The organism is Polaromonas sp., assembly GCF_039930745.1.
Lineage (GTDB): Bacteria > Pseudomonadota > Gammaproteobacteria > Burkholderiales > Burkholderiaceae_C > Polaromonas.
The window spans coordinates 1-21,062 of sequence record NZ_JBDTTH010000073.1 but is presented as its reverse complement, the minus strand read 5'-3'; the positions used below and the strand labels follow the sequence as shown (position 1 = coordinate 21,062).

General features: G+C 60.3%; 23 protein-coding genes. 19 read left to right on the top strand and 4 right to left on the bottom strand.

The annotated features are described in order from the left end of the window. The first annotated feature begins 103 nt into the window (after positions 1–103). The 5 genes from recG (at position 104) to ubiA (ending at position 5,961) form a co-directional block, all read left to right on the top strand. Positions 104–2,227 carry an ATP-dependent DNA helicase RecG gene (gene recG, locus ABI660_RS17900; protein ID WP_348070602.1) on the top strand — a complete coding sequence of 708 codons (2,124 nt, stop codon included), beginning with the start codon at positions 104–106 and terminating at the stop codon, positions 2,225–2,227. A gap of 61 nt (positions 2,228–2,288) precedes the next feature. Next, positions 2,289–2,870, top strand: coding sequence for a hypothetical protein (locus tag ABI660_RS17895; RefSeq protein ID WP_348070600.1), 582 nt, complete (start codon positions 2,289–2,291; stop codon positions 2,868–2,870). A 460-nt stretch (positions 2,871–3,330) separates the two neighbouring features. Next, positions 3,331–4,305, top strand: a complete 975-nt coding sequence (locus ABI660_RS17890; protein ID WP_348070598.1) for a LysR substrate-binding domain-containing protein — start codon at positions 3,331–3,333, stop codon at positions 4,303–4,305. A gap of 115 nt (positions 4,306–4,420) precedes the next feature. Continuing rightward, positions 4,421–4,939 (top strand): Dps family protein, encoded by a 519-nt coding sequence (locus tag ABI660_RS17885; RefSeq protein WP_348070596.1) that lies wholly within the window; start codon positions 4,421–4,423, stop codon positions 4,937–4,939. Between the two features lie 164 nt (positions 4,940–5,103). Further along, positions 5,104–5,961: a 4-hydroxybenzoate octaprenyltransferase gene (gene ubiA, locus ABI660_RS17880; protein ID WP_348070594.1), complete on the top strand. Its 858-nt coding sequence runs from the start codon at positions 5,104–5,106 to the stop codon at positions 5,959–5,961. A gap of 264 nt (positions 5,962–6,225) precedes the next feature. Here the strand turns inward: ubiA and ABI660_RS17875 are convergent, their stop codons facing one another. The 4 genes from ABI660_RS17875 to ABI660_RS17860 form a co-directional block, all read right to left on the bottom strand. Continuing rightward, on the bottom strand, positions 6,226–6,438 hold the full coding sequence (locus ABI660_RS17875) for a hypothetical protein (RefSeq protein ID WP_348070592.1): 213 nt from the start codon (positions 6,436–6,438) through the stop codon (positions 6,226–6,228). A 133-nt stretch (positions 6,439–6,571) separates the two neighbouring features. Then, positions 6,572–7,420, bottom strand: a complete 849-nt coding sequence (proC, locus tag ABI660_RS17870; protein WP_348070590.1) for a pyrroline-5-carboxylate reductase — start codon at positions 7,418–7,420, stop codon at positions 6,572–6,574. Positions 7,421–7,507: 87 nt separating this feature from the next. Then, entirely contained in the window at positions 7,508–9,001 is a 1,494-nt protein-coding gene (gene glpK, locus ABI660_RS17865) for a glycerol kinase GlpK (RefSeq protein WP_348070588.1), read from the bottom strand. 29 nt (positions 9,002–9,030) lie between these two features. Beyond that, the gene (locus tag ABI660_RS17860; protein WP_348070586.1) at positions 9,031–9,798 is read right to left on the bottom strand and encodes a DeoR/GlpR family DNA-binding transcription regulator; all 768 of its coding nucleotides are present in this window, start codon (positions 9,796–9,798) and stop codon (positions 9,031–9,033) included. A 183-nt stretch (positions 9,799–9,981) separates the two neighbouring features. Between ABI660_RS17860 and ABI660_RS17855 the strand changes: the two genes are divergently transcribed. The 14 genes from ABI660_RS17855 to rplR all read left to right on the top strand — a co-directional run bounded on the left by ABI660_RS17855 (position 9,982) and on the right by rplR (position 21,028). Beyond that, a complete protein-coding gene (locus ABI660_RS17855) occupies positions 9,982–11,055 on the top strand; it encodes an ABC transporter ATP-binding protein (protein ID WP_348070584.1) in 1,074 nt (357 codons plus the stop codon). Between the two features lies 1 nt (position 11,056). Further along, complete coding sequence (locus ABI660_RS17850; RefSeq protein ID WP_348070582.1) at positions 11,057–12,133, top strand: ABC transporter ATP-binding protein; 1,077 nt, start codon at positions 11,057–11,059, stop codon at positions 12,131–12,133. Positions 12,134–12,176: 43 nt separating this feature from the next. Beyond that, positions 12,177–13,070 carry a sugar ABC transporter permease gene (locus ABI660_RS17845; protein WP_077592490.1) on the top strand — a complete coding sequence of 298 codons (894 nt, stop codon included), beginning with the start codon at positions 12,177–12,179 and terminating at the stop codon, positions 13,068–13,070. Beyond that, a complete protein-coding gene (locus ABI660_RS17840) occupies positions 13,063–13,875 on the top strand; it encodes a carbohydrate ABC transporter permease (RefSeq protein WP_348070579.1) in 813 nt (270 codons plus the stop codon). Before ABI660_RS17845 ends, ABI660_RS17840 begins: the two co-directional genes overlap by 8 nt. 12 nt (positions 13,876–13,887) lie before the next feature. Next, positions 13,888–14,196: a DUF2160 domain-containing protein gene (locus tag ABI660_RS17835; RefSeq protein ID WP_348070577.1), complete on the top strand. Its 309-nt coding sequence runs from the start codon at positions 13,888–13,890 to the stop codon at positions 14,194–14,196. An 88-nt stretch (positions 14,197–14,284) separates the two neighbouring features. Then, positions 14,285–16,015: an ABC transporter substrate-binding protein gene (locus tag ABI660_RS17830; RefSeq protein ID WP_348070575.1), complete on the top strand. Its 1,731-nt coding sequence runs from the start codon at positions 14,285–14,287 to the stop codon at positions 16,013–16,015. Positions 16,016–16,179: 164 nt separating this feature from the next. Next, positions 16,180–17,766: a glycerol-3-phosphate dehydrogenase/oxidase gene (locus tag ABI660_RS17825; RefSeq protein ID WP_348070573.1), complete on the top strand. Its 1,587-nt coding sequence runs from the start codon at positions 16,180–16,182 to the stop codon at positions 17,764–17,766. A 324-nt stretch (positions 17,767–18,090) separates the two neighbouring features. Further along, complete coding sequence (rplN, locus tag ABI660_RS17820) at positions 18,091–18,459, top strand: 50S ribosomal protein L14 (RefSeq protein ID WP_007869247.1); 369 nt, start codon at positions 18,091–18,093, stop codon at positions 18,457–18,459. Positions 18,460–18,468: 9 nt separating this feature from the next. Continuing rightward, positions 18,469–18,789 (top strand): 50S ribosomal protein L24, encoded by a 321-nt coding sequence (gene rplX, locus ABI660_RS17815; RefSeq protein ID WP_348070571.1) that lies wholly within the window; start codon positions 18,469–18,471, stop codon positions 18,787–18,789. Between the two features lie 2 nt (positions 18,790–18,791). Next, the gene (gene rplE / locus ABI660_RS17810; RefSeq protein WP_348070569.1) at positions 18,792–19,367 is read left to right on the top strand and encodes a 50S ribosomal protein L5; all 576 of its coding nucleotides are present in this window, start codon (positions 18,792–18,794) and stop codon (positions 19,365–19,367) included. Between the two features lie 7 nt (positions 19,368–19,374). Beyond that, a complete protein-coding gene (rpsN, locus tag ABI660_RS17805) occupies positions 19,375–19,680 on the top strand; it encodes a 30S ribosomal protein S14 (RefSeq protein WP_348070567.1) in 306 nt (101 codons plus the stop codon). A gap of 17 nt (positions 19,681–19,697) precedes the next feature. Then, a complete protein-coding gene (gene rpsH / locus ABI660_RS17800; RefSeq protein ID WP_011481459.1) occupies positions 19,698–20,093 on the top strand; it encodes a 30S ribosomal protein S8 in 396 nt (131 codons plus the stop codon). A gap of 24 nt (positions 20,094–20,117) precedes the next feature. Continuing rightward, positions 20,118–20,651, top strand: a complete 534-nt coding sequence (rplF, locus tag ABI660_RS17795; RefSeq protein ID WP_348070564.1) for a 50S ribosomal protein L6 — start codon at positions 20,118–20,120, stop codon at positions 20,649–20,651. A gap of 11 nt (positions 20,652–20,662) precedes the next feature. Continuing rightward, entirely contained in the window at positions 20,663–21,028 is a 366-nt protein-coding gene (rplR, locus tag ABI660_RS17790; RefSeq protein WP_077592481.1) for a 50S ribosomal protein L18, read from the top strand. Positions 21,029–21,062: the final 34 nt, after the last annotated feature.

Sequence of the window (21,062 nt, the reverse complement as noted above, 5' to 3'; positions counted from 1 at the left end):
GCGCTGCGCTCGGCGGCCGGGTGCTGGGCGATCAAATCGTCGGGGAGTGTGAAATCAAAGTCACTGAGGCTGAACGAGGTCTTCATGAAGGCACAATTGTCCCATGTCGCCCCCTGCAGCTTCTCCCCGAAAGGCACCACCGGCTGAGGCAGGTACGGGAAGCGCCGCAGCGCCCAAATCGCAGCCGCAGAAGGCACTGGAGAAACTCGGCCTGCGCCGTGACATCGACCTGGCGCTGCACCTGCCGCTGCGCTACGAGGACGAAACCCGCATCACCCGGCTGGCCGATGCGCGCGATGGTGACATGGTGCAGATCGAAGCCCAGGTCACGCACAGCGAGGTGACTTTCCGCCCGCGCCGGCAACTGCGTGTGACGGTGGACGACGGCAGTGACACCTGCGTGCTGCGCTTCATCAACTTTTACCCGGCTCACCAGAAAACCTTGAGCGTGGGTGCACGCGTGCGGGTGCGCGGCGAAATCCGGGGTGGTTTTGTCAGCCGTGAAATGGTGCACCCCGGTTTCCGGGCTGCCGGCGGTGAGCTTGCAACTGCGCTGACGCCGGTTTACCCCACCGTGGCCGGGTTGCCGCAGGCCTACCTGCGCAAGGCCGTGCTCGGCGGTTTGGGCCGGGCAGACCTGGCGGAAACCATTCCCGAGGAATTTTTAAGTAAAAACCTGCCGCAGCCCTTGTCCAGTCTGCGTGAGGCGCTATTGTTTTTGCACAACCCGACGCCGAATGTGGCGCTAGCCACGCTGGAAGACCGCAGCCACCCGGCCTGGCAGCGCTTGAAGGCAGAAGAGCTGCTGGCCCAGCAGTTGTCACAGTTGCAGGCGCGGCGGGTGCGTGCGGCCATGCGCGCGCCCGCGCTCGCCGGGCCCGCGATGCGCGGCACGCACTGCACGCTGCACGAGCAGTTGCTGGAGCGCCTGCCATTCCGGCTGACGGTGGCCCAGCAGCGTGTCGGCACCGAGATCGACGCCGACCTGAAAAGAAATGTGCCTATGCACCGCCTGCTGCAAGGCGATGTCGGCTCCGGCAAAACCGTGGTGGCGGCGCTGGCGGCGGCGCGCTGCATGGACGCCGGCTGGCAGTGCGCCTTGATGGCGCCAACGGAAATCCTGGCCGAGCAGCACTTTCGCAAGCTGATTGGCTGGCTCGAGCCGCTGGGCATCGAGACCGCCTGGCTGACCGGCAGCCAGAAGGCGAAAGAGCGCCGCGAGGCTCTGGCCATGATCGAGAGCGGAGCGGCGGGGCTGGTGGTGGGCACCCATGCGGTGATCCAGGACAAGGTGGTTTTCAAAAACCTCGCGCTGGCCATCATCGACGAGCAGCACCGTTTCGGTGTCGCCCAGCGCTTGGCCCTGCGCAGCAAGATGACAGAAGGAGGGGAGGAGCCGCACTTGCTGATGATGACGGCTACACCCATCCCGCGCACGCTGGCCATGAGTTATTACGCCGACCTCGACGTCTCCACCATCGACGAACTGCCGCCCGGTCGCACACCCATCGTCACCAAGGTGGTGGGCGAGGCGCGGCGCGACGAGGTGGTGGAACGCATCCGCAGCCAGCTGGCCCAAGGCCGTCAGGTCTACTGGGTCTGTCCGCTGATCGAAGAGAGTGAATCGGTCGATCTGATCAATGCCACCCAGACCCATGAAGCCCTGAGTGCCGCCTTGCCCGGCACCCAGATTGGCCTGTTGCATTCACGCATGCCGCCGGCCGAAAAGAAAGCGGTGATGGCGCTGTTCACCAGCGGCCAGCTCGGCGTGCTGGTCAGCACCACGGTGATCGAAGTCGGCGTGGACGTGCCCAATGCCTCGCTGATGGTGATTGAACACGCCGAACGTTTTGGCTTGAGCCAACTGCACCAGCTGCGCGGCCGGGTCGGGCGCGGCGCGGCGGCTTCGGCTTGTGTGTTGCTGTATTCGACCGGGGATGCGCCGCGCCTCGGCGAAACAGCGCGAGCCCGGCTCAAGGCCATGGCGGAAACGCAGGACGGATTTGAAATCGCCCGGCGTGATCTGGAGATACGTGGCCCGGGGGAGTTTCTGGGTGCGCGTCAGTCAGGGGCGCCGCTGCTGCGGTTTGCCGACCTTGCCACGGACAGCGAGCTGCTGGCCTGGGCGCGGGCTTTGGCGCCGGTGATGCTGGATCGGTATTCCGACATGGTGCGGCAGCATATCGCCCGCTGGTTGGGAGGAAAATCTGAGTTCCTCAAGGCGTAAGGCGTGGCTTGCGGCAAACGAGGTACGATTCCACGAGCAAAATCAAAAGAGGAGAAGGCGAATGAACTGGACAACAAAATGGGTGGCATTGCTGGCGGCGGTCATGCTGGTCGGATGCGCGGGAACAAAATTTGTGAGACCGGCCGACGCGGACCTGGTGCTTGGAAAAACAACCGACCAGCAGGTGCTGGCCCAACTCGGCAAGCCGTTCCAGGAAGCAAGCGGCCTTTCCAATGGCAAAGCTATCCGAACGCTCGCCTATGCCTACGCTTCGTTTGGGGGAGAGTCCAAGAGCAAAGGTGTCACGCCAGTGCATGGGTTAACGCTGGTCTTCCATGAAGGAAAACTGGTGTCCAAGCTGTATATGTCGAACCTGAAGCAGGACGCAACTGACTTTGACGGGAGCAAGGCCGAGTTGATTCAGTCCGGCAAGACCACGCTGGCGCAGATCAACACCATGTTCGGGCCGGCGCCGGGAGAAGCCATCTACCCGGCGATCAAACAGACCACAGGGCGCGGGCTGCTGTACAGCTACCAAGAAATGCGCGGGTTCACGCCGAGCCAGAAACGGCTGACCGTGGTGCTGGATTCCCAAGGCACGGTGGCTGACGTCGAATACCAGACTCAGGGTACCTGGAAGTAAGTACTAGGTACCTTTCGCCTGAAAGCCGGCTCCGGGCTCGAGCGCGGCGGTCAGGAAACTTGAGGAGTGCTGCAGGTCACGCTGTTGCAGCGGAACGCCAGCGGATCACCGTGACGCTGCAAGGCGAATAGAGGCAGTGGGCTGTCGCGGGCGGATTTTTGGATTTGATTGTCAAATTTGAAACCGCCGGCGTCCCCTGGCCACGACCTCAACGCTGCCCTTTTGCTGTATCCATTTCTTGTCGTTGGCTTCGAAAGCAAGCGCTTCGCTGTCCTGAAGTTCAATGGGTGGCTTTCTGGGCGATGCGTATTTGATAGGTCTTTATGTCCAGCAGATAAAGGTTGAAGGCCAATTCAATGCATGAAGTCGGCGAAAGCGCAGGCTGGGCTGATGAACGGGATCTGACCAAATGCGCCGGGTGCAGCCATCATCGCCACACGAAAAGCAGCACAATAAGCGCATGACGCTGACCGAACTCAAATACATCGTGGCCGTCGCCCGCGAAAAACACTTCGGCAAAGGCGCGGAGGCCTGCCATGTGTCGCAGCCGACCTTGAGCGTAGCGATCAAGAAGCTGGAAGAAGAGCTGCAGGTGAAGCTGTTTGAGCGCAACGCCAACGAGATCACGGTGACTCCGCTGGGCGAAGAGATCGTGCGCCAGGCGCAAAGCGTGCTGGAGCAGGCGGACAGCATCCGCGAGATTGCCAAGCGCGGCAAGGACCCGCTGGCCGGTGCCTTGCGCCTCGGTGTCATCTACACCATTGGCCCTTACCTGCTGCCCGATCTTGTGCGCCAGGCGATTGCGCTCACGCCACAGATGCCGCTGATGCTGCAGGAAAACTTCACCGTCAAGCTGCTGGAAGAACTGCGTACCGGCGAAATCGATTGCGCCATCCTGGCAGAGCCTTTCCCCGACACCAACCTGGCGATTGCGCCGCTGTACGACGAGCCCTTCATGGCGGCGGTGCCCAGCACCCATCCGCTGGCTGCGCGCAGCAACATCACGGCTGAAGAACTGAAAAAAGAAACCATGCTGCTGCTCGGCACCGGGCACTGCTTTCGCGACCACGTGCTGGAGGTGTGCCCCGAGTTCGCCCGGTTTTCGAGCAATGCCGAGGGCATACGCAAGAGTTTTGAAGGCTCGTCGCTGGAGACCATCAAACACATGGTGGCGGCCGGCATGGGCGTAACGCTGGTGCCGCGCCTGAGCGTGCCCAAAGACGCGCTGGCGCCGAAGCCGGCCAAGGCCAGGGCCAAGGGAAAAGAGGCGGCCGAACTGGCGTCTTACATCACTTACCTGCCCTTTGAGGGCCATGTGCCGACGCGGCGTGTGGTGCTGGCCTGGCGCCGCAGCTTCACGCGTTATGAAGCCATCGCGGCTTTGCGCAATGCGATCTATGCCTGCGAGCTGCCAGGCGTGACGCGCCTCTCCTGAGCGGCGGTGCCTTGGCATTTCATGATGCCTATCAAGGCTATACAGTTTGGCTGTTGCCTTGAGCCTGCCGATTGCTTAGAGTGAAGTTCAAAACACATTGAATAAAGGACAGACCATGGCTAAAACACCTCCCAAGGCTTCCGCCGGCCGCAACGGCGTACCGCCCATCAACATCGGCATCGGCGAAAAAGACCGTGCCGCGATTGCCCAAGGCCTGAGCCGCCTGCTGGCAGACACCTATACGCTTTACCTGACCACGCACAACTTTCACTGGAACGTGACGGGGCCGATGTTCAACACCCTGCATGTCATGTTCATGACGCAGTACACCGAGCTGTGGGCTGCAGTGGACCCGGTGGCCGAACGCATCCGCTCACTGGGCCATCCGGCGCCGGGCTCTTACGCCCAGTTCAGCAAGCTGGCTTCGGTGCCCGACGCGCCCACCACACCGCCCAAGGCGCTCGAAATGGTGCGCATCCTGGTGAAGGGACATGAGGCGGTGGCTCGTACGGCCAGAGAGTTGTTTCCGGTGGCCGACAAGGCCGATGACCAGCCGACGGCCGACTTGCTGACCCAGCGCCTGACCGTGCACGAACAGACGGCGTGGATGCTGCGTTCCCTGCTGGAAGAATAACCGGCACATCCATAAATCCATTTTTCGGGTGAATTGCGTCGTTGCGCGGTGCTTGCAATCCTCATGTACCGAAGTACATTCCGGCAGCTAGCGACCGTGCGCCTAGCACTTCACCCCGAAAAGCTGAATTTCTGGATGTGCCGCGCAGCCACTAACATCGCTGCGTGACGAATAAATTACACCTCTACCTTCAACTGATCCGCTGGGACCGGCCGGCCGGCTGGCTGCTGTTGCTGTGGCCCACGCTGTCGGCACTGTGGGTTGCTTCGCACGGCTTCCCTGGCTGGCATTTGCTCAGCGTCTTCACGCTGGGCACCATCCTAATGCGCAGTGCGGGTTGCTGTCTCAACGATGTCGCCGACCGTGAATTTGACCGCCACGTCAAGCGCACGGCGCAACGCCCGGTAACGCGTGGCGCGGTGTCTGTCCGCGAGGCCCTGGGCCTGGGCACCGTACTGGCGCTGCTGGCGTTTGCGCTGGTGCTCACCACGAATACAGCCACCATCTTCTGGTCATTCGCTGCGCTGGGCGTGGCCGTGATTTATCCTTATGCCAAACGGTATGTGGCCATGCCGCAGGCTGTGCTGGGCGTAGCCTTCAGCTTTGGCATTCCGATGGCTTTTGCGGCCGTGCAGTCGCGTGTACCCCCGCTGGCCTGGCTGCTGTTGCTGGGCAACCTGTTCTGGGTGATTGCCTACGACACCGAATACGCGATGGTGGACCGCGACGACGATCTCAAGATCGGCATGAAAACCTCGGCTATCACGCTCGGGCGCTTTGACGTGAGTGCTGTCATGGCGTGTTACTTGGCCTATCTGTTGATTTGGCTCTGGGCCCTTATGGATATTGCGCGACCAGCTATCTATTTAATAGCAACTGGATTGGCCGGAGTGCAGGCGCTGTGGCACGGTTGGTTAATCCACAAGCGTGAGCGCGACAATTGCTTCAAGGCTTTTCGTCTCAATCACTGGGTGGGGTTTGCGCTGTTTTCGGGGATCGCCCTGTCTTACCTCGGAGCTTGAGCTGGTGTCCTGTCCCGCAAATAAGGTGATGAAATGAAACTGTCCAGTCAGTCGTCAGGCAAGGCGCGAGGAGGCGACATAGCCGTCGCTATGGCAACGACGAGCAACGCCGCATGCCGGTTGACAGGGCGATTTCATATCGCCTTTATTGCGGGACAGGACACTAGGTTTAACGACATGAAAAAGCCCGCTCAAAGGCGGGCTTTTTCATGTCAGCTGGCTGGCTGGAGCAGTGCTCCGCCCGGTGACGTACCAGGCTGGGGATCAGGCCGCTTTTTTGGCAGTTTTCGCTTTAGCCTTGGTTTTGCGCTTGGCTTTTGCTTTAGCGGGCGCTGCCTTTTTCGCAGGCGCGGCGGCGGGAGTTGCCGCCGGGGCGACTGCAGGCGCGCTGGTCTGAGCGGTTGCAGGCGTGGAAATCACGGCCAAGGGCAGGGCGAGAATGGTGGCGCTGGCAAGGATGGACAGGAGTTTTTTCATGGAGGGAGTTCCGTAGTTGGAGAAGGAGAGGGTTTTCGCATCTGCCGAAGCGTCTTGAAGTCGCGGCCCCGCCATATGCGCCTTGATTCAACGTTTGTCATTGTTTTGCGGTTGACGGTTGACCAGCCATTCCCTAGACGGCGCCAAATTCATCCCCGAGTTCTGCTGCGCGCCGCCTGGCTGCGTGCATGGCGCGCATGAACTGCTGCTTGATGTTGTCCTGCTCCATGGATGTCAGGGCCGCATAGGTGGTGCCGCCCTTGGAGGTGACCCGGGCGCGCAGAATTTCTGGTGGCTCGTCCGAAGCGCGCGCCAGTTCTGCTGCGCCGACAAAAGTGCCCACCGCCAGCTTGTGCGCCTGCTCGCGGCTGAGCCCCATGTCCACGCCGGCCTGCACCATGGCTTCAATAAAGTAAAACACATAGGCCGGGCCGGAACCCGAGAGGGCGGTCACGGCGTCGAGGTGTTTTTCGTCGTCCAGCCAGATGAAGTCGCCGGTGGTCCTCATCACGCGCTCGACGGCCAGGCGGTCGTCGGCGCTGACCGCAGCCCGGGCGAACAAGGCCGAGATGCCCTTGCCAATCAGCGCCGGCGTATTCGGCATGGAGCGCACCACACGCTGGGTGTCCAGCCAGTGCGCGATGCTGTCCGAGCGAATGCCTGCCGCCACGCTCAGGTGCAGGGCGGTCTTGGTGTGAAAGCGGGTGAGCAGGGCGGCATCCTTGAAGGTTTGCGGCTTGACGGCCCAAACCACCAGCGTGGCGCTGGCCAGCGATTCACCGGGGCTTTCGTTCACCTGCACGCCAAACTGCTTCCTGAGCTTGGCCTGTTGTTCGGCCCAGGGTTCCACCACCTGGATCTGGCTGGCAGCCACGCCGCGTTTGCGCAGGCCGCCAATGATGGCGCTGGCCATGTTGCCGCCGCCTATGAAGGCAATTTGTTCCTTGTCGCCGTTTGAACTGCCTGTTGTTGGGGTGCTCATGTCGTGGTGCTCGCTGGAGGGGGCAGCTTTGAAAATATCTGCCGGACACGAATTGTCGCCCACCCGATGAAGGCAGGCCGCACCTGGCTAGTCTGCCACCGTCTGCCGCACCGCGTGTTCCCACTGGGCCATCAGGCCGGCTGCGCGGTCGGCGCTCAAGGTGGGCAAAAACCTGCGCTCCGCGCGCCACATGTCCGAGAGTTCGCTGGTGCTGGCATAAACACCGCTGGACAGGCCGGCCAGATAGGCGGCGCCGAGCGCCGTGGTTTCGGTCACGGCCGGCCGCACGACGGGAATGCCCAGCAGGTCGGCCTGGAACTGCATCAGAAGGTCGTTGATGCAGGCGCCGCCGTCCACCCGGAGTTCCGCCACCGGCGCTGCGCCGGCCGCCACCGCGTCGCGGCTCATGGCCTGCAGCAGGGCTGCGCTCTGGTAGGCAATGCTTTCCAGCGCAGCCCGCGCAATGTGGGCCACCGTGGTGCCGCGCGTCAGGCCGGTGATGGTGCCGCGTGCATCGGGTTTCCAGTAAGGCGCGCCCAAGCCTGTGAAGGCCGGCACCATCATGACGCCGCCGGAGTCCGGAACGCTTTGCGCCAGCGCCTGCACTTCGCCGCTGCCCTGGATGGCATGCAGGCCATCGCGCAGCCACTGCACGACGGCGCCGCCGACAAACACGCTGCCTTCAAACGCGTATTCGGTCTGCTGCGTGACCTGCGCCGCGCTGGTGGTGAGCAGGCCGTTGTGCGAAGTCTGGAACTTGTTGCCGGTGTGCATCAGCAAAAAGCAACCCGTGCCATAGGTGTTCTTGGCCATGCCCTCCTTGAAGCAGGCCTGGCCGAACAGCGCACTCTGCTGGTCGCCCGCCACGCCGCCTATGGGTATGGCCGCCCCCAGCAGATCGGGCCGCACGTCGCCGTAGTGCGTGCTGGATGGCAGGACCCGGGGCATCAGCTTCTCGGGAATGTCCAGAAGGCCCAGCAGGTCGGCGTCCCAGCCGTTGGTGTGCACGTTGAACAGCATCGTGCGCGAGGCATTGGTCACGTCGGTGGCATGCAGGGCGCCGCCGGTCAGTTGCCACATCAGCCAGCTGTCGATGGTGCCGAAAGCGAGTTCGCCGCGCGCCGCCTGTTGCCGCGCCTGCGGCACGTTGTCGAGCAACCATTTGAGTTTGGTGCCGGAGAAATAGGCATCGACCAGCAGCCCTGTTTTGGTCTGGATCAGCTCTGCCTTGCCGTTTTCGCGCAGCTGGGCGCAGGTGGCTTCGGCACGCCTGTCCTGCCACACGATGGCATGGTGGATGGGCTGGCCTGTCTTGCGGCTCCAGATGACGGTGGTTTCGCGCTGGTTGGTGATGCCCAGCGCACGAATGTCGCCGGCCTTGAGGTTCGCCTTGGCCAGGGCTTCGCGCGCGGTGGCCAGCTGGGTGCGCCAGATCTCCATGGGGTCATGTTCGACCCAACCCGGCTTGGGGTAGATCTGCGGCAGCTCCTGCTGCGCCAGGGCCACGATGTGGCCGTTTTCGTCAAACACGATGCTGCGGGAGCTGGAGGTGCCCTGGTCCAGGGCGAGCAGGTAAGTCATGGGCGTCGAGTCGGGTTGGGGAGCAAAACTCAGAGGTGGGCCACGTCGCAGCTTACGCCGGCTTCTGCCAGCAGTGCCGGAAATGGTTCGGGCGGCGGCTGGTCGGTGAACAGCCTGTCTATTTGCGACAAGGTGGCGAGTTCGACCATGGCGGGCCGGTTGAACTTGCTGCTGTCGGCGGCCAGCCAGACCTCGCGCGCATGCTCGATGATGGTTTGTGCCACCTTGACCTCGCGGTAGTCGAAGTCGCGCAGCGAGCCGTCGCCTTCAATGCCTGAAATGCCGATCAGCGCGATGTCCACCCGGAACTGGCGGATGAAGTCAACGGCTGCCTCGCCCACGATGCCGCGGTCGCGCGCGCGCACGACGCCGCCGGCCACGATGACCTCGCAATCCGGGTTACCGCTCAGGATGGCCGCGACATTGAGGTTGTTGGTGATGACGCGCAAGCCCTTGTGGTGCATCAGCGCCCGGGCAATGGCCTCGGTGGTGGTGCCGATATTGAGGATCAGTGAGCAGTTGTCTGGTACTTCTGCCGCGACGGCCAGCGCAATGCGCGCTTTGCCTTCGGCGTTGAGGGTTTCGCGCTGGCGGTGCGCCAGGTTCTCAATGGTCGAGCTTGGAGCTCGCACGCCACCGTGAAAACGTGTCAACAGGCCGGCTTCAGCCAAGCGCTGCACGTCGCGGCGCACCGTCTGCAAGGTAACTTCCAGCGTGTCGGCGAGTTGTTCAACCGTGACGGAACCGCGGGCGCGAACGACGTCGAGAAGTTTGAGTTGCCGGGGATTGGAGTTCACGCGTGGCTTGAGCAGTAAGTCATTCGACTGTATATCGAAACAAAAAGAAACAAATCAGGGAAAACATGTATTCAAAACGCGCAAAAAGGAAGAAAAATAGAAAAAATACGAACCAAGGTAGACAGACTTGTACGCACCTCATTCTCTGGCTCATGCGCGCCCTCTCGTTCGAAAAGGCGTGTGATGCAGCTCTTGCTCGACAAAATCAGCAAAAAAGTCGGTCCCGAAACCTGGCTGTATGACTTGAGCCTTGCGCCGCGCCCGGGAGAAGTTACCGTGCTGCTGGGCGCCACGCAGGCCGGCAAGACGAGCCTGATGCGGGTGATGGCCGGCCTGGATGTACCCAGCGCGGGCCATGTCCGGGTGGACGGCGTTGAGGTGACCGGCATGGCGGTGCGCGAGCGCAACGTGGCCATGGTTTACCAGCAGTTCATCAACTACCCCTCGCTGAAGGTGGCCGACAACATCGCTTCGCCACTCAAGCTGCGCGGCGAAAAAAACATAGCCGGGCGGGTGCGCGAGATTGCCGAGCGCCTGCACATCGACATGTTCCTGGACCGCTACCCGGCCGAGTTGTCCGGTGGGCAGCAGCAGCGCGTTGCATTGGCACGCGCGCTGGCGAAAGGGGCGCCCCTGATGTTGCTCGACGAGCCGCTGGTCAACCTGGACTACAAGCTGCGCGAAGAGCTGCGTGAGGAGCTGACGCAGCTGTTTGCGGTCGGTGATTCGACGGTGATTTACGCGACCACTGAACCGGGCGAAGCCCTGCTGTTGGGCGGCTACACAGCGGTGCTGGATGGCGGAGAACTGTTGCAGTACGGCCCGACGGCGGAGGTATTTCATGCGCCGAAGTCACTGCGTGTCGCCCGCGCTTTCAGCGACCCGCCCATGAACCTGTTGGCTGCCACGACCAGCGGGCAGGGCGTACAGCTGGCAGGCGGCCCCGAGCTTGCTATTGCGCTGGCCCCGGGTGCGTCGTCTGCGTTGACAGTCGGCGTGCGCGCCAGTGCCTTGCGCGAAACCCGGCGCGATGGCGACATCACGCTGGCCGGCAAGGTCGAGCTGGCAGAGATTTCCGGCTCCGACACTTTTGTGCATGTGAGCACGGGCGTTGGTGAGCTGGTGGCCCAACTCACCGGGGTGCACTATTTCGACCTGGGTGCCCCGCTTGCGCTGTATCTTCATCCCTCACATGCCTATGTGTTTGATGCGAATGGCGCCTTGCTGATCGCACCCCCGCGCAAAGGAGGGCATTGACATGGCCCGCATTGACCTGGACCTTGCCCACTCATACCAGGTGAATCCGCGCGAGGATGCCGACTACGCTCTGCTGCCCTTGCAGATGACGTTTGAGGACGGGGGCGCCTACGCGCTGCTGGGCCCCTCGGGCTGCGGCAAGACCACCATGCTCAATGTGATCTCCGGCCTGTTGGCGCCCTCGCAGGGAACGGTGAAATTTGATGGCCGTGACATGACGCACGCTACGCCGCAGGAACGCAATATTGCGCAGGTGTTCCAGTTTCCAGTCATCTACGACACGATGACGGTGGCCGAGAACCTCGCCTTCCCGCTGCGCAACCGGAAAATGCCGGAAGACCAGATCAAAAAGCGTGTCGGGCAGATTGCCGAGATGCTGGAAATGAGCGGCCAGCTGAACCAGCGTGCGGCGGGCCTGGCGGCCGATGCGAAACAGAAAATTTCGCTGGGCCGCGGTCTCGTGCGGCCCGATGTCTCGGCGGTTCTTTTCGACGAGCCGCTGACGGTCATCGACCCGCACCTGAAGTGGCAGTTGCGCCGCAAGCTCAAGCAGATTCACCACGAGCTCAAGCTCACGCTGATCTATGTCACGCACGACCAGGTGGAAGCGCTGACCTTTGCCCAACAGGTGGTGGTGATGACCCGCGGCCGCGCCGTGCAGATCGGGTCGGCCGATGCATTGTTCGAGCGGCCGCAGCACACGTTTGTGGGTCATTTCATCGGCTCACCCGGCATGAATTTTTTGCCTGCCCGGGCTACCGGCGATGTCCTCGATATCGCGGGCCACACGTTGCCCATGCCCGCCGGACGGGAACTTCCGGCTGGCGACTACAAGCTCGGGATACGTCCCGAATACGTGACCCTGGCGGCGGCCGGCGCCGCCGGCGCCGTGCCGGCGAGTGTTGTGCGCGTGCAGGACATCGGCACGCATTTGATGCTGACGGCGACGGTGGGCGAGGGTGCCGTGAAGGCGCGTTTGCGCTCCGGCGTGACAGCGCCGCAGGCCGGCGACACCGCCTGGTTGCAATTGCTTGGAACCCATACCTGTTTCTATAAAAATGAGGAGCTGATCGCATGAGCGCAGCGCGAAGCCGTTCCAGGCCAGGACGGGTGGGGGCTCCATGAGTACCACCACGAAACCCGTCAACCAGAAAGCATGGCTGCTGGTGCTGCCGGTCATCATCTGTGTGGCCTTCTCGGCCATCCTGCCCCTGATGACGGTGGTCAATTATTCTGTGCAGGACATCATCTCGCCGGAGCGGCGCGTGTTTGTCGGCACCGAATGGTTTGCCGCCGTCATGCGCGACGAGGACCTCCACGCGGCGCTCTGGCGCCAGCTGACATTTTCATTTGCCGTACTGGCCGTGGAAATTCCATTGGGCATCATGCTGGCTCTGTCGATGCCGGCCCAGGGCTGGAAAGCGTCTGCCGTACTGGTGTTGGTGGCGCTGTCGTTGCTGATTCCATGGAACGTGGTCGGGACCATCTGGCAGATCTACGGCCGCGCCGATATCGGCCTGCTTGGCAGGATGTTGCAGGAAATGGGATTCGATTACAGCTACACCGGCAATGCGTTGCATGCATGGATCACCGTGCTGATCATGGATGTCTGGCACTGGACGCCACTGGTTGCGCTGCTTTGCTACGCCGGCCTGCGCTCCATCCCGGACGCTTATTACCAGGCTGCCCGCATTGATGGCGCCAGCAAGTTTGCGGTGTTTCGCTACATCCAACTGCCCAAGATGCGCGGCGTGCTGATGATTGCCGTGCTGCTGCGTTTCATGGACAGCTTCATGATCTATACCGAGCCCTTTGTGCTTACTGGCGGCGGCCCCGGCAACGCGACCACTTTTCTCTCGCAGTACCTGACGCAAAAGGCCGTGGGACAGTTTGACCTCGGACCCGCGGCAGCTTTTTCGCTGATCTATTTCCTGATCATCCTGCTGTTGTGTTTCATTCTCTACAACTGGATGCAGCGGGTGGGTACGGCTACCAAGGAGAACACCGGTGAATAAGCCCCGCTTCCAGGCGAGGACGTTGTTCCTCATTGCCTACATTGTTTTTGCACTGTTGCCCATCTACTGGATGGTCAACATGAGTTTCAAAACCAATTCGGAAATTCTCTCGAGTTTTTCCTTCTTTCCGCAGCAGTTTACCTGGGCCAACTACCGGACCATCTTTACCGACCCGTCCTGGTATTCGGGCTACATCAACTCGCTGATTTATGTGGCGATCAACACCGTCATTTCGATCACTGTGGCCCTGCCGGCGGCGTATGCGTTTTCCCGCTACAGCTTCATCGGCGACAAACATGTGTTTTTCTGGCTGCTGACCAATCGCATGACGCCGCCAGCCGTGTTTCTGCTGCCTTTTTTCCAGCTCTACACGACGGTGGGATTGATGGACACCCACATTGCCGTGGCGCTGGCGCACCTGCTGTTCAACGTGCCGTTGGCGGTGTGGATTCTGGAGGGCTTCATGAGCGGCATTCCACGCGAAATCGACGAAACCGCCTATATCGATGGTTATTCGTTCCCACGCTTCTTTGTCCGGATTTTCCTGCCGCTGATCAAGGCCGGGGTGGGTGTCGCGGCCTTTTTCTGCTTCATGTTCAGTTGGGTCGAACTGTTGCTGGCCCGTACGCTGACCAGCGTCAACGCCAAACCCATTGTGGCCACCATGACTCGCACGGTTTCGGCTTCCGGCATGGACTGGGCGACGCTTGCCGCTGCGGGCGTGCTGACCATCGTGCCAGGCGCCATCGTGATCTGGTTTGTGCGGCACTACATCGCCAAAGGTTTTGCAATGGGCCGGGTATGAGGAGGAATGAACATGTTTGAGTGGATGGCGTGGACCTTGCCAGTGGCCATATTTTTCAGCTGCATTGTGCTGATGCTGATTGGCATGACGGTTTGGGAAATCAAATCTCCGACCGCAATGCGCCGCGGTTTTCTGCCGCTGGAAACCACGCGTGGCGACAGGCTGTTTATCGGCCTGCTCGGCGCTGCCTATATCAATCTGATCTTTGTGGGTCTTAGCGGCAAGCTGGGTGCGGCGCTGGGCCTGCAAGCCGATCCGTCGATCTGGATCAGTTTTTTCATTTCCATGGGATGGCTTGCGCTTGTCATGCGCAAGGGTTAGCGGAGGGTACGGATTCGGCTCATTGCTTCCCCGGAGCCGGGCGAGTCGTGGAAACACTGGGGGAGGTAATCAATTGAGGAGACAAGTCATGAAGATGCGCTACACAGCACTGGCTCTTGCAGCGGCCCTGATGGTCATGCAGAACGCCAGCGCAGGCGATGCCGAGGCGAAAAAATGGATAGACAGCGAGTTCCAGCCATCGACGCTGACCAAAGACCAGCAGATGACCGAGATGAAATGGTTCATCGAGGCGGCGAAAAAACTGCAGGCCAAAGGCGTGAAGGAAATTTCGGTGGTGTCGGAAACCATCACCACTCATGAATATGAGTCCAAAACCCTGGCCAAGGCCTTCGAGGAAATCACGGGCATCAAGGTCAAGCACGACCTGATCCAGGAAGGCGATGTGGTCGAGAAGCTGCAGACCTCCATGCAGTCCGGCAAGTCCATCTATGACGGCTGGATTTCGGATTCGGACCTGATCGGCACCCATTACCGTTATGGCAAGGTCATGAACCTGACTGACTACATGGCCGGCAAGGGCAAGGAATGGACCAACCCTGGACTGGATCTGAAGGACTTCATCGGCACAAGCTTCACCACCGCACCGGACGGCAAGCTGTACCAGCTTCCCGACCAGCAGTTTGCCAACCTGTACTGGTTCCGCGCCGACCTGTTTGCGCGCAAGGACCTGCAGGACAAGTTCAAGGCCAAGTACGGCTACGAACTGGGCGTGCCTTTGAACTGGAGTGCCTACGAAGATATCGCAGCCTTCTTTAGCGAAGACGTCAAGACCATCGACGGCAAGCCGATTTACGGTCACATGGATTACGGCAAGAAAGATCCGTCGTTGGGTTGGCGTTTCACCGACGCCTGGCTGTCGATGGCTGGTACCGCCGACAAGGGCATTCCTAACGGGCTGCCGGTTGACGAATGGGGCATTCGCGTAGGGGCTGACAAGTGCACGCCGGTGGGTGCCTCTGTCTCCCGCGGTGGTGCTACCAACTCGCCCGCTGCCGTGTACGCGCTGACCAAGTATGTGGACTGGATGAAGAAGTACGCACCCAAGGAAGCCACTGGCATGACCTTTGGCGAAGCCGGCCCCGTGCCCGCACAGGGCCAGATCGCGCAGCAGATCTTCTGGTACACGGCTTTCACAGCCGACATGACCAAAAAAGGGCTGCCAGTGGTGAACGCGGACGGCACGCCCAAATGGCGAATGGCCCCAGGCCCGAACGGCCCATACTGGAAGCAGGGCATGCAAAACGGCTACCAGGACGTAGGATCCTGGACCTTCTTCACGGCGCATGACGAAAACCGCACTGCTGCTGCCTGGCTTTATGCGCAATTCGTGACAGCCAAAACCACGTCGTTGAAGAAAACCATCGTCGGCCTGACGCCTATCCGTGAATCGGACATCCGCTCCAAAGCCATGACCGACATGGCGCCCAAACTGGGCGGCTTGGTGGAGTTCTACCGCAGCCCGGCGCGTGTTGCCTGGACGCCGACTGGTACCAATGTGCCTGACTATCCAAAACTTGCCCAGCTCTGGTGGAAAAACGTGGCTCAGGCCGTGACCGGAGAAAAAACGCCGCAGGGCGCAATGGACACGCTGGCCGAGGAGATGGACCAGGTCATGGGTAGGCTGGAGCGGGCTGGCATGGAGAAATGCGCACCCAAGCTCAACCCCAAGGGCGATCCGGCCAAATACCTGAGTGACACCGGTGCACCGTGGAAAAAGCTGGCCAATGAAAAACCTAAGGGCGAAACCATCAACTACGACAAGCTGTTGCAGGCATGGAAGGACGGCAAGGTCCGTTAATCCGTCAGCCCATACGGGCTGACGGCCCGCATGTTGCTTGACCATTGAAGGACCGAAAGCGCGTGCGGACCATGGTGGTCCGCACGCCTTTGCAGACAGGACGCCACAAAGGCGAAGGCGGAACCTGCCCATAGGGGGCTCTGCGGAGATGGACAATGGAGCCCATGACTTTTGAATCCCCGCTGTTGCGGACGCAACGTGCAGACCTGATAGGGCGCCTGAAGGCACCTCATACCTACGACATTGCGATTATCGGCGGCGGGGCAACCGGGCTGGGTGTCGCGCTGGATGCTGCGGCGCGCGGATTTTCCGTTGTTCTCGTTGAGTCACATGACTTTGCCAAGGGAACTTCCTCGCGGGCGACCAAGCTGGTCCATGGCGGGGTCCGCTATCTGGCGCAGGGCAATATTTCCCTGGTTCGCGAAGCCTTGCAGGAGCGCACACGCCTGCTGGCCAATGCGCCGCATCTGGCGCAGCCCTTGCCTTTCATCATGCCTTCCTACAAGTTCTGGGAGGCCCCTTTTTATGGCGTCGGCCTCAAGATGTACGACGCGCTGGCTGGCAAAGCTGGCTTGGGCGCCACTGAATTTCTCAACCGGGAAGAGACTCTCCGGCTCCAGCCCACGGCCCGCCAGGCTGGGCTCAAGGGCGGCGTCAAATACTGGGATGGTCAGTTCGACGATGCCCGGCTCGCGCTTGGATTGGCGCGCAGCGCAGCGCGGGCCGGCGCCTTGCTGGTCAATTACTGCGCTGCCACCGGCCTTGTTCACGAGGGTGGAAAACTGGTAGGTTTGCATGTCGCCGATCAAGAAAGTGGGCAAACACTTACGTTGAATGCAAAGTGTATTGTGAATGCCGCTGGTGTTTGGGTCGATCAGCTGCGCTTGCTTGACGGTCAGGCCATAGGCCGTGAGGTGAAACCCATGGTTGCACCCAGCCAAGGCGTGCACATCGTGGTTGACCGCTCATTTTTGCCGACGGATCATGCCTTGCTGGTTCCCAAAACCGCCGATGGACGGGTGTTGTTTGCCGTGCCGTGGCTGGGTAAAACGATTCTTGGGACGACCGATACTCCGCGCAACGATCTCGCGCGCGAGCCGCTGGCCTTCCGCGAGGAGGTGGATTTCATTCTTGGTGAGTCAGCACGGTATCTGAGCAAGGCGCCGCAGCCAGCAGATATCAAGAGCATCTGGGTTGGGTTGCGGCCGCTGGTCAAACCACCAGAAGACGATGGCGACAGCACTCAGGCGCTGTCGCGTGAACATACGGTGCTGGTTAGCAAGAGTGGCTTGGTGACTGTGACCGGCGGCAAATGGACGACCTACCGCGCCATGGCCGAAGACGTGCTGGACAACTGTTTTGCCGCCAACTTGCTGGCAACACGCCCCGGCGGCGTGACGGCGAACCTCAGCCTGGTCGGCGCCCAGGCAGCGAGCCACAAGATCAGTGGACCCCCGGGGGTTCATCTTTATGGCAGCGATGCGGCGGACGTTCTGGCTCTGCCGGGGTCTGACCGGGTGCTCGGCGAGGGCCTGACGGAGGCGATGGTGCGGTTCGCAGCGCGACATGAGTATGCCCGGACGGTCGAAGATGTTCTGGCGCGCCGCTCCCGCCTCTTGTTTCTGGACGCGGCGCTTGCCAAGACCTTGGCAGGTGAAGTAGCTGCACTGCTGGAGCAGGAAACCGGAGTGAATCCTCGACTTGCTGAATTTCTGGCCTTGGCCGACCAGTATCTGGTTTTACCGGCCTGAGGCCGCACCGGGGGTCTTGCCAGGTCCGGCGGGCGGCGCTTTCTCGCTCCAGTTTTGATAGCAAAAAATGGCCGCCCGTAAAGGGCTAAGCCCTGTTTTCTCAGAATTTCCAGAGATTTCTTTCGCCGCATGGGTAATTTGCTGCAGCGAGTGTTGACAGGGGATGGGAATTTGTTAATAATCGTGGGCTTCGCTGTAAAAAGCTGAGAATTCTGCCTAACGGAAGTATCGCAAGTGGTTTGCGATGTGGACGACGGGCCCAAGACTGACTGGCAAGTCTTCCTGCAAGGGAAAAGGCGCCGGTGCAAGTTGGGACTAATTTAAATGATTCAAACGCAATCCAAACTCGATGTTGCTGATAACACGGGTGCCAAATCTGTGATGTGCATCAAGGTGCTGGGCGGGTCCAAGCGCCGCTATGCCAGTGTTGGTGATGTCATCAAGGTGAGTATTAAAGAAGCCGCTCCACGTGGCCGCGTCAAAAAAGGCGAGGTTTACAGTGCTGTGGTGGTTCGTACTGCCAAGGGCATCCGCCGCGGTGATGGCTCGCTCGTCAAATTCGATGGCAACGCAGCTGTGTTGCTTAATGCCAAGCTGGAGCCTATCGGCACCCGCATCTTCGGACCAGTGACGCGCGAGTTGCGTACTGAGAAGTTCATGAAGATCGTGTCCCTGGCTCCTGAAGTTCTGTAAGGACGCGCCATGAACAAGATTCGCAAAGGCGACGAGATCATTGTGATCGCAGGTCGTGACAAGGGTAAGCGCGGCAAGATTTCGCTGCGCAAAGACGATAGCTACGTGCTGGTGGACGGGATCAACCTGGTGAAAAAACACACCAAGCCCAACCCCCTCAAGGGCACCACGGGTGGCATCGTTGAGAAAAACATGCCGATTCACCAATCCAATGTGGCCATTTTCAATGCCGCAACGGGCAAGGCGGATCGGGTGGGTATCAAGCTTCTGGCTGACGGCAAAAAAGTGCGTGTCTTCAAGTCCAGCGGCGACGAAATCAAGGCTGCATAAAAATGGCTAAAACCGCACCAACACAAGTTGCTCCTGCTCAGGCTCGCCTGCAGGCCCAGTTCCGCGAAAAGATCGCGCCTGCGTTGATCGAGAAGTTTGGCTACAAGTCACCGATGCAGGTTCCCCGCATCACCAAGATCACGCTCAACATGGGCGTGAGCGAGGCTGTTGCCGACAAGAAGGTCATGGAACACGCGGTGAGCGACATGACCAAAATTGCCGGCCAGAAGCCGGTGGTGACTAAGGCCAAAAAGGCTATCGCCGGGTTCAAGATCCGTGAAGATCTGCCAATTGGTTGCATGGTTACGCTGCGTGGCGTTCAGATGTATGAATTCCTGGATCGTTTTGTCACGGTGGCTTTGCCCCGGGTTCGCGACTTTCGTGGTATTTCCGGTCGGGCTTTTGATGGCCGCGGTAACTACAACATCGGCGTGAAAGAGCAGATCATTTTCCCTGAGATTGAGTACGACAAGGTTGACGCCTTGCGTGGTCTCAATATCAGCATCACCACTACGGCGAAGACCGACGAAGAGTGCAAGGCTCTCCTCGCTGGCTTCCGTTTTCCGTTCAAGAACTGAGGCGGACATGGCAAAACAGGCTTTATTGCAACGTGAACTGAAGCGCGACAAACTCGTCGCCAAGTTCGCCAAGAAACACGCTGAACTCAAGGCGGCGTCCAACGACGCCAAGCGCTCCGATGAAGAGCGCGCTCTGGCCCGTCTGGAGCTGCAGAAGTTGCCTCGCAACGCGAACCCCACACGCCAGCGTAACCGTTGCGCGATCACGGGTCGTCCGCGTGGCACATTCCGTCAATTCGGCTTGGCTCGCGCCAAGATTCGTGAGTTGGCTTTTGCGGGTGATATCCCTGGTATCACCAAGGCAAGCTGGTAAGCATAGGAGAACTACAAATGAGCATGAGTGATCCTATTGCCGACATGCTGACGCGCATTCGCAATGCACAAATGGTTGAAAAAGCCGTTGTGCTGGTGCCGTCTTCAAAAGTCAAAGTCGCTATCGCGCAGGTGTTGAAGGATGAGGGCTATATCGATGGCTTTTCCGTCAAGACCGACGATGGCAAGTCCCAATTGGAAATCGCCCTGAAGTATTACGCAGGACGCCCGGTGATTGAGCGCATTGAGCGCGTCAGTCGCCCAGGCCTTCGCGTCTACAAAGGTCACGGCGCCATCCCCCAGGTCATGAACGGTCTGGGCGTCGCCATTGTCACCACCCCTCAGGGTGTCATGACTGATCGTAAAGCGCGCGCTACCGGTATCGGTGGTGAAGTGCTTTGCTATGTGGCTTAACGGTGGCATTGAGGAGTAACTGAAATGTCTCGTGTAGGAAAAATGCCAGTCGTCGTGCCTCAGGGCGTGGACGTGGCGATGAAAGACGACCAGATCAATGTCAAGGGTACCCTTGGCACGCTGGGGTTGACCCAAAATGCCCTGGTAACCATCAAGAGCGATGCGGGCCGGCTTACTTTTGTGCCGGCCAATGATTCGCGTGAAGCCAATGCCATGAGCGGGACCATGCGTCAACTGGTCAACAACATGGTCACTGGCGTCACCAAAGGCTTCGAGAAAAAACTGAGTCTGATCGGCGTGGGTTACAAAGCCCAGGCGCAAGGTGCCAAACTGAACCTGACGGTTGGTTATTCGCATCCGGTGGTGATGGATATGCCGGCCGGCATCCAGGTGGCAACACCTACGCCTACCGAGATAGTGATCAAGGGCGCCGATCGCCAACGCGTTGGCCAAATCGCTGCAGAAGTTCGCGCGGTCCGTCCTCCCGAGCCCTACAAGGGCAAGGGCATCCGGTATTCGGATGAGAAGATCACGATCAAAGAAACCAAGAAGAAATAAGGAGCTGCACCATGTTGACCAAAAAAGAGCAGCGCCTTCGTCGTTCACGCCAGACCCGCATCCGCATCGCCACGCAAGGCGTTGCCCGTCTGACGGTAAACCGCACCAATTTGCATATCTACGCCAGCGTCATCTCCGGCGACGGAACCAAGATTCTGGCATCTGCCTCGACCGCGGAAGTCGAAGTTCGCAAGGACCTTGGTGCGTCCGGTAAGGGTGCAAACGTTGCTGCTGCGCAAGCCATAGGCAAGCGCATTGCCGAAAAGGCAAAAGCAGCAGGTGTGGAAAAAGTGGCGTTTGACCGCGCTGGCTTTGCGTACCACGGCCGCGTTAAAGCGCTGGCTGAGGCGGCTCGCGAAGCTGGCTTGCAGTTCTAAGCAGACTGGAATTAAGTATGGCTAAGTTTCAAGC

Coding starts and splice junctions, on each gene's coding strand:
- ABI660_RS17835 (WP_348070577.1), top strand. CDS start 13,888: ATGTTTGAGTGGATGGCGTGGACCTTGCCAGTGGCCATATTTTTCAGC.
- rpsN (WP_348070567.1), top strand. CDS start 19,375: ATGGCAAAACAGGCTTTATTGCAACGTGAACTGAAGCGCGACAAACTC.
- ABI660_RS17825 (WP_348070573.1), top strand. CDS start 16,180: ATGACTTTTGAATCCCCGCTGTTGCGGACGCAACGTGCAGACCTGATA.
- rplF (WP_348070564.1), top strand. CDS start 20,118: ATGTCTCGTGTAGGAAAAATGCCAGTCGTCGTGCCTCAGGGCGTGGAC.
- ABI660_RS17895 (WP_348070600.1), top strand. CDS start 2,289: ATGAACTGGACAACAAAATGGGTGGCATTGCTGGCGGCGGTCATGCTG.
- rplX (WP_348070571.1), top strand. CDS start 18,469: ATGAACAAGATTCGCAAAGGCGACGAGATCATTGTGATCGCAGGTCGT.
- rpsH (WP_011481459.1), top strand. CDS start 19,698: ATGAGCATGAGTGATCCTATTGCCGACATGCTGACGCGCATTCGCAAT.
- ABI660_RS17850 (WP_348070582.1), top strand. CDS start 11,057: ATGGCCCGCATTGACCTGGACCTTGCCCACTCATACCAGGTGAATCCG.
- glpK (WP_348070588.1), bottom strand. CDS start 9,001: ATGACTTACCTGCTCGCCCTGGACCAGGGCACCTCCAGCTCCCGCAGC.
- rplR (WP_077592481.1), top strand. CDS start 20,663: ATGTTGACCAAAAAAGAGCAGCGCCTTCGTCGTTCACGCCAGACCCGC.
- ABI660_RS17890 (WP_348070598.1), top strand. CDS start 3,331: ATGACGCTGACCGAACTCAAATACATCGTGGCCGTCGCCCGCGAAAAA.
- ABI660_RS17845 (WP_077592490.1), top strand. CDS start 12,177: ATGAGTACCACCACGAAACCCGTCAACCAGAAAGCATGGCTGCTGGTG.
- ABI660_RS17875 (WP_348070592.1), bottom strand. CDS start 6,438: ATGAAAAAACTCCTGTCCATCCTTGCCAGCGCCACCATTCTCGCCCTG.
- proC (WP_348070590.1), bottom strand. CDS start 7,420: ATGAGCACCCCAACAACAGGCAGTTCAAACGGCGACAAGGAACAAATT.
- rplE (WP_348070569.1), top strand. CDS start 18,792: ATGGCTAAAACCGCACCAACACAAGTTGCTCCTGCTCAGGCTCGCCTG.
- rplN (WP_007869247.1), top strand. CDS start 18,091: ATGATTCAAACGCAATCCAAACTCGATGTTGCTGATAACACGGGTGCC.
- ABI660_RS17830 (WP_348070575.1), top strand. CDS start 14,285: ATGAAGATGCGCTACACAGCACTGGCTCTTGCAGCGGCCCTGATGGTC.
- ABI660_RS17855 (WP_348070584.1), top strand. CDS start 9,982: ATGCAGCTCTTGCTCGACAAAATCAGCAAAAAAGTCGGTCCCGAAACC.
- recG (WP_348070602.1), top strand. CDS start 104: ATGTCGCCCCCTGCAGCTTCTCCCCGAAAGGCACCACCGGCTGAGGCA.
- ABI660_RS17885 (WP_348070596.1), top strand. CDS start 4,421: ATGGCTAAAACACCTCCCAAGGCTTCCGCCGGCCGCAACGGCGTACCG.